The 10,646-nt window shown below is 69.0% G+C and carries 10 protein-coding genes; 8 read left to right on the top strand and 2 right to left on the bottom strand.

Going from position 1 to position 10,646, the window contains the following annotated elements; all coding sequences use genetic code 11:
• Positions 1-215: 215 nt before the first annotated feature.
• From Q7A36_RS30680 to Q7A36_RS30655, 6 genes are all read left to right on the top strand, one after another.
• On the top strand, positions 216-1,406 hold the full coding sequence (locus Q7A36_RS30680) for a PDC sensor domain-containing protein (RefSeq protein ID WP_305107594.1): 1,191 nt from the start codon (positions 216-218) through the stop codon (positions 1,404-1,406).
• An 81-nt stretch (positions 1,407-1,487) separates the two neighbouring features.
• On the top strand, positions 1,488-1,907 hold the full coding sequence (tnpA, locus tag Q7A36_RS30675; protein WP_305107593.1) for an IS66-like element accessory protein TnpA: 420 nt from the start codon (positions 1,488-1,490) through the stop codon (positions 1,905-1,907).
• Complete coding sequence (gene tnpB, locus Q7A36_RS30670) at positions 1,904-2,248, top strand: IS66 family insertion sequence element accessory protein TnpB (RefSeq protein WP_305107592.1); 345 nt, start codon at positions 1,904-1,906, stop codon at positions 2,246-2,248. The genes tnpA and tnpB overlap by 4 nt, the downstream gene beginning before the upstream one ends.
• A gap of 58 nt (positions 2,249-2,306) precedes the next feature.
• Positions 2,307-3,851 (top strand): IS66 family transposase, encoded by a 1,545-nt coding sequence (gene tnpC, locus Q7A36_RS30665; protein ID WP_370655728.1) that lies wholly within the window; start codon positions 2,307-2,309, stop codon positions 3,849-3,851.
• Positions 3,848-4,420 carry a YecA/YgfB family protein gene (locus Q7A36_RS30660; protein ID WP_305107591.1) on the top strand — a complete coding sequence of 191 codons (573 nt, stop codon included), beginning with the start codon at positions 3,848-3,850 and terminating at the stop codon, positions 4,418-4,420. Before tnpC ends, Q7A36_RS30660 begins: the two co-directional genes overlap by 4 nt.
• Positions 4,344-5,975 (top strand): PAS domain-containing protein, encoded by a 1,632-nt coding sequence (locus Q7A36_RS30655; protein WP_305107590.1) that lies wholly within the window; start codon positions 4,344-4,346, stop codon positions 5,973-5,975. The genes Q7A36_RS30660 and Q7A36_RS30655 overlap by 77 nt, the downstream gene beginning before the upstream one ends.
• Before the next feature lie 302 nt (positions 5,976-6,277).
• Here the strand turns inward: Q7A36_RS30655 and Q7A36_RS30650 are convergent, their stop codons facing one another.
• Positions 6,278-7,756: a hypothetical protein gene (locus tag Q7A36_RS30650; protein ID WP_305107589.1), complete on the bottom strand. Its 1,479-nt coding sequence runs from the start codon at positions 7,754-7,756 to the stop codon at positions 6,278-6,280.
• A 96-nt stretch (positions 7,757-7,852) separates the two neighbouring features.
• Between Q7A36_RS30650 and Q7A36_RS30645 the strand changes: the two genes are divergently transcribed.
• On the top strand, positions 7,853-8,137 hold the full coding sequence (locus Q7A36_RS30645; RefSeq protein WP_305107588.1) for a hypothetical protein: 285 nt from the start codon (positions 7,853-7,855) through the stop codon (positions 8,135-8,137).
• Positions 8,138-8,429: 292 nt separating this feature from the next.
• On the opposite strand, the gene Q7A36_RS30640 is transcribed toward Q7A36_RS30645, so the two are convergent.
• Positions 8,430-9,023, bottom strand: a complete 594-nt coding sequence (locus Q7A36_RS30640) for a hypothetical protein (protein WP_305107587.1) — start codon at positions 9,021-9,023, stop codon at positions 8,430-8,432.
• 441 nt (positions 9,024-9,464) lie between these two features.
• Here Q7A36_RS30640 and Q7A36_RS30635 point away from each other — a divergent pair, with 441 nt between their 5' ends.
• On the top strand, positions 9,465-10,625 hold the full coding sequence (locus Q7A36_RS30635; RefSeq protein ID WP_305107586.1) for an SDR family oxidoreductase: 1,161 nt from the start codon (positions 9,465-9,467) through the stop codon (positions 10,623-10,625).
• Positions 10,626-10,646: the final 21 nt, after the last annotated feature.

Below are 10,646 nucleotides of genomic sequence, written 5' to 3'. Positions count from 1 at the left end.
CCAGAGCGAGGTGGTTCGCGCTGCTCTTCGACTCCTGGAGGAGCAGGAGCGGGGAAGGGATGAGGTGGACCCACTGGCAGCCGCAGGGAAGGCCCGCGTTGCGCGGTAAGCGGCGATGCTGAGGTGACGCTGTTGAGCAGGGTACGGAACTCGCGCCTCGGACGTGGCCTCCGGGCGGAAATGCCGTCGGAAGTCAGTGGCGGAGCACGTTCGAGGTGAAACTCGCTACGCGCCTGAGACTGCTGATCGCGCTTGCCCTGCTACCTCCGCTTGCCGTCCAGACTTGGACTGGCCTCCAGCAGTGGCGCCGCCGTGACGCAGAACTCCAGGCCGAGGCCGTGGCGTACTCTCGTGCCCTGCAGGCGGACCTGGTCCGCACGGCCGAAGGCGTGCGACAGCTCCTGGTAGCGCTTGCCGAAATACCGGCGATCCGCAATGCCGATGTCCAGGCATGCACCACCTATCTGCAAGCAGTGGCACGGCAATTCCCGAGCTACGCCCTGCTGGCCGTCAATGATGCGGACGGCTCCATCCTGTGCAACAGCGGTGGGGCTGCACCGGGCGCATACAGCAACGCCGCCCGCGCCTACCATCAGCGTGCGATGACCTCCGGCGGCTTCGCCGCGGGCGACCTCGTCACCGGGGTCGCTACCGGCCGGCGCAGCCTCCATTTTGCGCTGCCCTTCCGGCGGCCGACCGGGGAACTCGGGGGCATCGTCCTGGCCAGTTTGGACCAAACCCGGCTTGCTGCGCAGCTCGCAGCCGCGGCGTTGCCTTCCGGCGCGCTCGCCGTGTTGCTCGATCCCTCAGGGACGGTCGCGGCGGGCGTTGAGGACGGCCGTCCCGTCCTCAATGATTGGGTGGGCCGCCCAGCGCCTGCGGTGTTGCGCGCTGCGTTGCAGGTGCCCGCGCCGATTGCGGTCGTGGCAGCCGGCCCCGACGGCGTGGCACGTCTGTTCGGCGCGGTACCGCCCGACCCGGCGCTCGGCGGGATCGTGGTTGCGGCAGGCCTTGATCAGGACCGTGCCCTGGCCGACCTGCGCCAGCTCACCGAGAGCACCGTCCTCGCCCTGTCTTTCGGTGCCGTGCTGGCGCTCGGGGCTGGCACCCTGGGGGCGCGCCGGTTTGTGCTGGTGCCCCTTGCGCGGCTTATGGCGGCTGCCGACCGCGTCGGCGGTGGCGATTTGGCAGCACGGTCCGACCTCGGTCGGCATGCGGGCTCCATGCGCGACCTCGGGGCCGCCTTCGACCGGATGGCGGCTGCCCTTGCCGAACGGGAAGGAGACCGCGGACGGGCCTTGGCCGCACTGGGTGAGGCCGAGGACGACCTGCGGCACACGGTCGCGCTGAACCCGCAGATCGTACGCGTCGTGACGACCCCATCTGGCGACACGCCCCGGCCTTGAGGGCGTGATGTCGGTCTCTGGCTGACGGAGGCAAGCATGGAGGCGGACGTAGAGACCACGAGTGCGCATAAGAGTGCGCGTATGGGTACTCGCAGCGAGGTAGTGGAGGTGGTGACCCGCGGCGAACGGCGCCGGATGTGGTCGGACGAGCAGAAACAGCTGATCGTGGCGGAGGCTATGCAGCCTGGAGCGCTGGTGACCGAGGTGGCCCGGCGCTGGGGTATCGGCACGGGGCTGATCTACGCTTGGCGGCGGCAAATGCAGCGGGGCGAGCTGGGCGGCATGCCAGTACCCGCCTTCGCGGAGGTGACGGTAGCGCCGTCTTCGCCCATGGCCGAGGCGGAACCACTTGCGCCACCGCCGGAGATGTCAGCCGCGACGGATGATCACAGCGCGGGGCGGATCGAGGTTGCCCTGCCCTGCGGCGCGACGGTTCGGGTCGGGCGGGACGTCGACGAGGCCGCGTTGCGACGCGTGCTGTCGGCGGTGCGGGCGCCATGATCGGGCCACCTCCCGGTACGCGGGTCTACCTGGCCTGCGGCGTGACGGATATGAGGGCTGGGATGGACCGGCTTTCCACGCTGGTGCAGCAGTCGCTCGGTACCAATCCATTCGATGGCGCGGTCTACCTCTTCCGCGGCCGCAGGGGTCGGTCGCTCAAGGCGCTCTGGCATGACGGCGTCGCGCTCAGCCTGCTGGTGCGGCGGCTCGAGCATGGGCATTTCCCCTGGCCCATGACGTCGACCGGATCCGTCACGTTGTCGCCTGCGCAGGCTTCCTTGCTGTTGGAGGGCCTGGAATGGCGATCGGTGCAGCGGGAGTGGCGACCTACGGCAGCGTGATGCCGTAGCGTGCTGCTTTTGCTTGGTCCGACGCGGGCAGGTCGGCGACAATTTCGGCGTGCCCGAGGATCATGCCAACAGCAGCGGTGATGCAGCGGAGGAGGTCGCGCAGCTGCGCGCCTCGCTCACCGCAGCTGAGGCGCGCATCGCGGCGCTGGAGCAGATCATCCACGACCTGCGCCGGGACCGCTTCGGCCAGAGTGCCGAGCGGGTCGATCCCGGGCAGCTAGCCTTGGCTCTCGGCGGGGCGCCATCCGCTCCACCGCCGGCGAGCAACGACAATCAGCCGCCACGTGACCATAAGCCGCGCTCCGAGCGGCGTCGCAACCGTGGCCGCCTGCCGGCACACCTCGAGCGGATCGAGCAGGTGCTGAACCTTGCCGATCGTCACTGCCCGTGCTGCCGCGAGGAGATGCGTTGCATCGGCGAGGACCGCGCCGAGCGGCTTGACGTCGTGCCTGCCCAGCTCCGGGTGGTGGTGACTGTCCGGCCTCGCTATGCCTGCCGGCGCTGCGAGGATGGGGTACACCAGCAGCCGGCGCCAGCGCGCATCGTCACCGGTGGCCTGCCTACCGAGGCGCTGGTGGTTCAGGTGCTGGTGGCCAAGTACGGCGACGGCCTCCCGCTCTATCGCCAATGTCAGATCCTGGCCCGGCAGGGCATCCAGCTCGACCGCGCCACGCTGTGCGACTGGGTCGGTCAGGCCTGCTGGTGGCTGCGCCCGCTGCGTGATCTCATCCTCGACCATGTGGTCGGGCACGCCCGGGTGTTCGCTGACGACACGCCACTGCCCACCCTGGAGCGTGGCCTCGGCCGAACGCGCGAGGGCCGGCTCTGGTGCTACGCGGCCGATGACCGTGCCTCGCTCGGACATGGCCCGCCGGCCGTGGCTTATATCTATGCCCGCGATCGCAAGGCGGCCAGACCGGCGGCCCATCTTGCTGGGTTCAGCGGCACCCTACAGGTGGACGGCTATCGCGGTTTCCGCAGGCTCGCCAACCAGCGCCGGGGCGGCGCGGTCACGCTCGCCTTCTGCTGGAGCCACCTGCGCCGGCGCTTTCACAAGATCCACGCTCACAACGGCTCGCCGATCGCCGCCGAAGCCCTGCTGCGCATCGGGGCGCTCTATGACATCGAGCGCGAGATCCGCGGCCAGGCACCCGAGGCACGACGGGCGGTGCGTCAGGCCCGCAGCGCACCGCTGGTCCAGGCGCTGCGCCCCTGGCTGGAGGCGCAACTGGACAAGGTCAGCCAGGGCTCGGCCCTGGCCACCGCGATCCGCTATGGTCTGCGGCACTGGGAGGGGCTCTGCTGCTACCTCGAGGACGGCCGGCTGGAGATGGATACGAACACGGTCGAGCGGGAAATCCGGCCGGTGGCCAAGACGCGCCGCGCCGCGCTCTTCGCCGGCAGCGAGGGCGGGGGCGACACCTGGGCGATCGCCACGACCCTGGTCCGCACCGCCATTCTGAACGGCGTCAACCCGCAGGTCTGGCTCACCGACGTGCTGGAGCGCATGGTCCGCAGCGAGGTCAGCAGCAAGGCGCTGCACACCCTGCTGCCCTGGACCTGGCGCGACGCCCAGCCCGCCGCCGCGGCATGAGCCGACGCCGCAGCCGCAGCCCGGCCCTCTCGCTCGACGATCTCGACACCTGGCTCGCGGACCAGCCCGACATCGCCCGCCGCAACTGGACCGTGACCTCCATCGACGGCTTCTGCGCCGCCCTCCTCGCCGGCCCCGAGCGCATCGAGACCGAGGCCTGGCTGCGGGTGATCTTCGGCCCGAACCTTCCAACGACACCGATGGGCCTCGCCGCTGTCCAGGCCGTGCTCGACCACCACGAGGCAGTCCGCCGCATGCTGGCGCTCGATGGTGGCCGACGCTGGCAGCCGCTCTACCTACGCACCGACGACGGCACCGTCATCGCACAGCCCTGGGCCGCCGGCTTCATGTTCGCCGTCAAGCGCTGGCCGACAGCCTGGCGACCCATGCTCGAGCGCGAGGACCTCGTCGGGCTCATGCTGCCCATCATCACCTGCGACGCCACCGAGACTGTCGAGCGCCTCCTTGAGGGCCAGCCCGAGAAGCTGGCGCATGCCGCCCAGGCATACCACCACATCCCCGAGGCCGTCCGCGCCATCCGCGCCTACTGGCGCCAGCACGCGTCGTAGTCGCCCGCCGCACCCGCAAACTCCCCGCCAGCGTCAAGCACCCAATGCCGTGGGGTCGTCACGACGCGTACCGCAGATCCCATGGACGGCTGATCCGCAAGGCCGGATCATCGGCTTCAGCCAACGCTGGTTGGAGGCGACCGGGCTGACACACCAAGCGGCACTCGGCGAGGGCTGGCAGCAGGTGCCACATCCCGAGGATCTGCCGGTAATGGCCGCGGCCTGGACGCAGTCGGTCGCGACCGGCGATCCATACGACGTAGTTATACGGCTGCGCATGGCTGATGGCATGTACCGCTGGTGGCGAGTGCGCGCCTTCCCCCGCCGGAACGCCGCCGGACAGGTTGTACGGTGGTATGGCACGATTGAGGACATCCACGATCGCATACAGGCCGAGGCGCGCCTCGCTGCGCTGGTCGAACTGGGCGACCGCCTGCACAGCCTTCGAGATCCTGCCAGCATCGCACAGACGGCAGCCGAGGTGATCGGTCGAGCGCTCGGCGCAGCGCGGGTCGGCTATGGGCGGGTGGACAACACTGAAGAGATGGTGCGCATCGAGCGTGATTGGACCGCGCCCGAGGTGGCGAGCGTGGTGGGCGAATGGCCCCTGGCCGAGTTCTGGACAAACTTCGCCGATGCGATGCGGCGCGGCGAGGCGGTGCTCGTTGCCGACGTGGTCGCCGACCCTCGGACGGCAGCCTACGCTGCGGCGTACATCGCTGTTGGGGTGCGTGCCTCGTTGCAGGTTCCGGTCGTTGAGGGTGGGCGAGTCACTGCGCTCCTGTTCGTTCACGAAGCAGCACCCCGCGCCTGGACGGAGGAGGAGGTCGCGTTCGCGCGAGGCGCTGCCGAGCGCGTTTGGGCGGCGGCTGAGCGGGTGCGTGCTGAAGCGCGGCAGACACTGATGGCGCGTGAAGTGGACCACAGGGCGAAGAACGCCCTGGCGGTGGTGCTGGCGGTGCTGCGGCTGACGCCGAAGGACGACGCGGCGGTATACGCTCGAGCGGTGGAGGGGCGCGTGGCGGCGCTGGCGCGGGCGCAGACGCTACTGGCCGAGGACCGCTGGCACGGCGCCGACCTGCATGCACTGCTCCGTGGCGAGCTTGCACCGTTCCTGGTCGCCGCTGCCGACGTCACGGATTGCGGCCCGGGTTCCGGGGCCGATCTGAATGGCCCGTCCGTGGCGCTCCCCCCCGGTGCCGCCCAGCCATTGGCCATGGCGATCCATGAACTGGCGACGAATGCGGTCAAGTACGGTGCGCTCTCGGTGCCTGCCGGCCGTGTCGCCGTGTCGTGGTGCCTGGACCGGAACGCCGCTGGTGAGACGCTGCGGCTGCGCTGGACGGGGACGGAGACTGATGGACCACCCGTCCGGCACGCGCCGGTGCGCCGAGGCTTCGGCAGCCGGGTTCTGGACAGCACGGTCCGCTCTCAGCTCGGCGGACGTGTGTCCCTCGCCTGGGAACCGTCCGGCTTGGTCTGTGAGATGGAGGTGTTGCTCCGACGTGAACCGGCACTGCCGTGCGGGAGGGACCATGTCGCAGCGGCAGGTTGATCTACCCGAAGTGCTGTCTTGGCGATTTGAGCTCAGGAAGACGGGATCAATCTGGCCGTTGATGATGGCTGAGAGACGCGCGGCGGGGATAGCGCCAGCGCGACGGCTCACCTCTGATAATGCGGGCTTTCCGCAAGCCAGCGGCGGATCCCACAATCCCCCAATGCATCGACCGTACCTCGGGCGTGGTTCAGAAGCGGCCATTTTTGGGTTACACGGGCGCACGAAGAGCGCCGTGCCTGTGCGGGCCGGATGTCGACGTCCGATGTGCCCTGTGCGGGAGGCGACCAGCCTCCCTCGCGTCAAGCCCGCCGGGGCTGAAGCGGTCCCAGGCCGAGCAGGGTGAGCCAGTGTGGATGGCCCTGGCCGGTCATCAGCTCCCGCGGGCTCTTGTCCTGGCGCTCGGCATGCCGGCTGCGCAGGAAGCGGCGGTGGTTCAGGAAGAAGCGGAGCAGGTCCAGGTATGCGCCCCCGAGATGGCGGCGCAAGGTGAAGTAGGTGCGCAGCCGCGAGTTGAGGTTCTCTACAAGCGAGCTGCTGCGCGGAGTGCCGGCCATGATCTGGAGCACAGCGTCGAGCAGGACGTGAAACTTGCCTCCCATCCGCGCGCGTAGCTCGGTCCAGCTCTGCCAGTATGCCGGTGAGGTGGTGGGCAGACGATGCAGCATGCACGCGCTGCGCACGAGAGGCTCGGGGACGGCGTAGGCGCGCGCGATGGTGGCCAACTCGATGTCGAGCACGCCGGCGAAGGCGAGCAGGTGGTCGCGCTGGTTCTGCAGGGCGACGCGCACTGGGCGGATGCGTCGCTGGTCCTCGAGCTCGCGGGCCATCAGCTCCACGACGATGAAGTCGAACAGCTCTCGCCGCGTTGCCAGGTCTGGGCCGGCCAGGGCCAGGACGTCGTGGCGCAGCCACTGCACGAGCGTTCGCACGTCACGGGCGAGGCATGACGCCCGCACCTCAGTATGGCGAGCCTGCTCGAGCTGGACGTCAACCTTGCCGTCTGGATCCCGCTGACCGGCGCGGCTGATTCCAGCTTGCAGCGTCTTGCGCCGGGACGTGGCGCCCGCGGCGAGGCGCGACAGCGTGTTGGCCAGGCCCTCGCTCCGGCGCTGGATGTGGAACACGTCGCCATGGCACGGCGTGTCGCCCCAGGCCGCCTGCTGCCCGGCGCGCAAGCCCCGGCCGGCATCGGCGATGGTGTAGTCGGGGCGCAGGCCCCGCTCGGCAGCATCGAGCAGGTGCACGCCCCAGGTGTCGGCGTCACGATGCTGCTCTGCCACCAAGAGGTAGCAGTAGGTGGACCGGGCATCGACGCCGGCCAGCACGGGCGTGGCGCCCTGGAAGATCTCGTCGTGCAGGCCCACCCGGATGCCCGACAGGTCTGGCTCCTCGTTGACCGCACTCGCCTGTCGCGTGGCCGCCTGGAGGACGTCATGGACCTGGCCCAGGCTGACGGGCAGGCCCAGCAGGTCGCGCAGGAACTCGACGACGCCGCGGTACGATCTGCGGCAGATCAGCGGCAGGGCGACGATCACCTGGCGCAGCCAAGTCTTGGTCACCGCCAGCTCGAACAGCACCTCATCGTCCCGCACGACGGGCGAGAAGGCCTCGTCCAGCGCCGCAGTGGCTTTCTGCGTCTGCTGGTAGACGAACTTGCGGCTGACCCCGTGCTGGGCGGCCAGGTCGCTGAGCGTCTCGGTGCCGGCCAGGGCCTGGATGGCGAGCTCCTTGCGGCCGCTCTCGGGCAGCCTGACCGCCGCGCCAACACCTCGGTCCATACTCGCCTCACCGGTGAAAACCCGAGGGTGCCATCACCCACCCCGGCAGCGCCAACCCAGTTTCGCGTGTGACCCGATTTCGAACCACGCCCACTGTTGGCGCTAGACCGCTATCTGGTCAGCCAGGCCGACTGGACCGTCAACTACGCCGAGCGTCACCGTGCCGGCCTGCGGGTCGGGACCGCGATCACCGAGGGGACGGCCAACTTCCTGGTGAACCGTCGAATGAACAAGTCCCAACAGATGCGTTGGAGCCGACGGGGTGCCGATCTCCTGCTGCAGGTCCGCTGCGCTGTGTACAACGGCACCTTCGATTCCGCCTTCGGGCAGCGGTTCGCGCCAGCAAACGACAACGAACCGACCTTGGCTGCCGCCGCCTGACCCCCAAACGTGAGGCAGTCCCGGAGAGGCTGGGCTAACCTATTGTCCCGAAACGATCTTTCCGAAGGCACTGTTCAAGTCGGGTGAGAGTGGGACACCGCACCACTGCGGTCGGCCGAACCGGTCCTGTGCCGAAAGCGTTGTGGCGTGCTGCAGGCCCTCAGCCAAGGTGGGACTGCTATCGGGAACGATGGCTTCGTGAACACTCCGTCGCCTTCAGGCGCCGGAGTGTTCACGCTGCTGGTCGGCAAGGCGGCGGGCCGCTTTCGCGGCTCCGCAGCCTGACGCTGTCCTAGATTTTTCGGAAGTCGCCAGCACCGGCGGTTGTCTCGCAGTGAGTGCTGGTTTCGCTCTGACGCTGGCCGTTCGCGGCCTTCACGTCCTCGCGGATGGTGCGGCACTCGCCCTGCTTTGCGGTCGCCGCGGTCGCGCTGATTATCGTTACTGTGCCGCTCGCGTCAGAATGGTCTGATACCCATTGCTGGTTGGGCGCGCGCGGCACACCCGGCAACCGCCCGCCGCCTCCGGTGGCCGGTGCGGGCGCGGCGTCGCTGCCGGTCGCGGTGTCGCGCGAACGGCTGGGCGGCGTGACGCGTGCAATGGGTCCAACCGGTAGGGAACGGTCGTAGGCGGGCGTTTGGCTGTAGCGCGGTGCGGCGTTGTAACTCGCCTGATAGAAGGCGGGCGGCAAGGGCTGGCGCAGCATGGCAAGTTGCGCCGCCTGGGCGCGCTCACGGTCGCGGGCGTCCAGCAAGGCACCGATCCCTGGCCCGGCCTGTGCGCCCGCACCGCCGCTGATGGCGGATCCGCTGCCCAGACGGTTGCTTTCACAACCTGCCGTTGCCAGCAAGGCCATATACCCCGCCGCCAGTACGATGTTCCGCACCTGTCCGCCTCTCAAGCCGATTTATCCACAGTTTGCAATGTTGTTCGCCAGCCTGTCGAGCGGTAGCGGCGGCAGTCTCATGAACGTGGACCGAGGCCCACTTCAGGGATGCCACGGATGCAACAGCCTCCGCTCCTGTGGGCGTTCAGGCGTCAAGTTTTACAACCACGTGCGCCCGCGCGGCGCCTTGGGCGGGCTGACACTCGTCGGGGCCGCCGTGCGTACGCGCGCCCGTCAACACGAGCACAACCACCACGCCGGCCTCCAGCCATAATCCGAGGAGATCCAGGGGCTCTCGTCAATATATCCTTTACGAATCGAGTTTATGGTCCGACCCGTAGCACAGGCGTGGACAACGGCTGAGAGCTTCCGGGCACCACGGTACCCGCTTCTACAATCTCCAGGCCGTCCACGCGGCCCCGGGCAAAGGGTATTCTCGCTATGATCCTGCTCACCGGATCCACGGGCTTCCTCGGTGGCGCCTTCTATTTGGAAGCTTTCCGGAGGGGCGAGGCGGGCAAATACCTGCTTCTGGTGCGCGGCGCGAATGAGGAGGCCTGCCGGACGCGGCTGGCGCGCAACCTGACCAAGCACAGCGACGGCGCGACCGCCGAGCTGGCCGCCAGCGCCTGCGGCATCATCCCCGGCGACCTGGCCTCGCTGGCGACCAGCATCGATCCCCGCCTCGACCAGGTGACGCGGATCGTGCATGTCGCCGCTGACACCTCCTTCGACAGCCGCACCTCGGTCTGGCACATCAATGTCGACGGCACCCTGGCTTTGGCGGCGCGCGCCCGCCGCATGCCCGGCCTGACGCGCTTCCTGCATGTCGGGACCGCCTTCTGTGTCGGCGAGAGCCGCCATTACGAGATGGTGCAGGAGGGGCCGCCCCCCGTCCACGGGGCGCCGCACATCAACGAATACACCCGCAGCAAGGCGGCGGCCGAGCGCGCGCTGCTCGCCGGCTTCCCCGACATGCCGATCATCGTCGCCCGCCCGTCGATCGTCGCCGGTCATAGCCGGATCGGTTGCCAGCCAAGCTCCAGCATCTTCTGGTTCTTCCGCCTGGTCGACGCCACCGGCATCGTGCCCTGCAAGAAGGACGGCTTCATCGACATCGTGCCGGTCGACTGGACGGCTTCCCGCCTGCACGACCTGCTGAACAAGCCGGACCTGAAGCACAAGCTGTATCATGTCTCGGCTGGCCTCGGCTCCCGCACGACCTGGACCGAGTTCGCCGACGCCTTCGCTGCCGTCGGCCACGACAGCATTGCCCGCCCCTACGCGCACTTCGACTATCGCGCCGAAGAGGGCTGGGCGCCGTTCAACGAGGCCTTCAGGCGCGCCTTCCCGCAGCGCACGGCAATCAACCGCTCGATGGCGATGGGCGCCCGCAAGTACCACCGCTTCACCGCCCAGGACGTCGCCTTCGACAACAGCCGTTTGCTGGAGGAAGGCTTTGAGGCGCCGCCGCAGCTGCGTGATTACGTCGGGGTATGCATCAGCAACCCCGGCGTCACCATCGCCGAGCAGTTCATGGAAGATGCCGAGAGCCTCGGCGTCGCCGCCGCGCCGGCGCCCGTGCTGAACGCCGCCGCCTGACGCGGCCGAGGAAGGAGCGCG

Origin of the sequence: Paracraurococcus lichenis (assembly GCF_030657435.1) — a bacterium.
Taxonomy (GTDB): Bacteria; Pseudomonadota; Alphaproteobacteria; order Acetobacterales; family Acetobacteraceae; genus Paracraurococcus; species Paracraurococcus lichenis.
Note: the sequence above shows the minus strand (reverse complement) of the source record. Positions and strands in the feature narration are given on the sequence as shown.

Excerpts from the sequence above, each read along its gene's own strand:
- tnpA (WP_305107593.1), top strand. The coding sequence starts at position 1,488 with ATGGGTACTCGCAGCGAGGTAGTGGAGGTGGTGACCCGCGGCGAACGG.
- tnpB (WP_305107592.1), top strand. The coding sequence starts at position 1,904 with ATGATCGGGCCACCTCCCGGTACGCGGGTCTACCTGGCCTGCGGCGTG.
- Q7A36_RS30660 (WP_305107591.1), top strand. The coding sequence starts at position 3,848 with ATGAGCCGACGCCGCAGCCGCAGCCCGGCCCTCTCGCTCGACGATCTC.
- Q7A36_RS30655 (WP_305107590.1), top strand. The coding sequence starts at position 4,344 with ATGCCGCCCAGGCATACCACCACATCCCCGAGGCCGTCCGCGCCATCC.
- Q7A36_RS30650 (WP_305107589.1), bottom strand. The coding sequence starts at position 7,756 with ATGGACCGAGGTGTTGGCGCGGCGGTCAGGCTGCCCGAGAGCGGCCGC.
- Q7A36_RS30635 (WP_305107586.1), top strand. The coding sequence starts at position 9,465 with ATGATCCTGCTCACCGGATCCACGGGCTTCCTCGGTGGCGCCTTCTAT.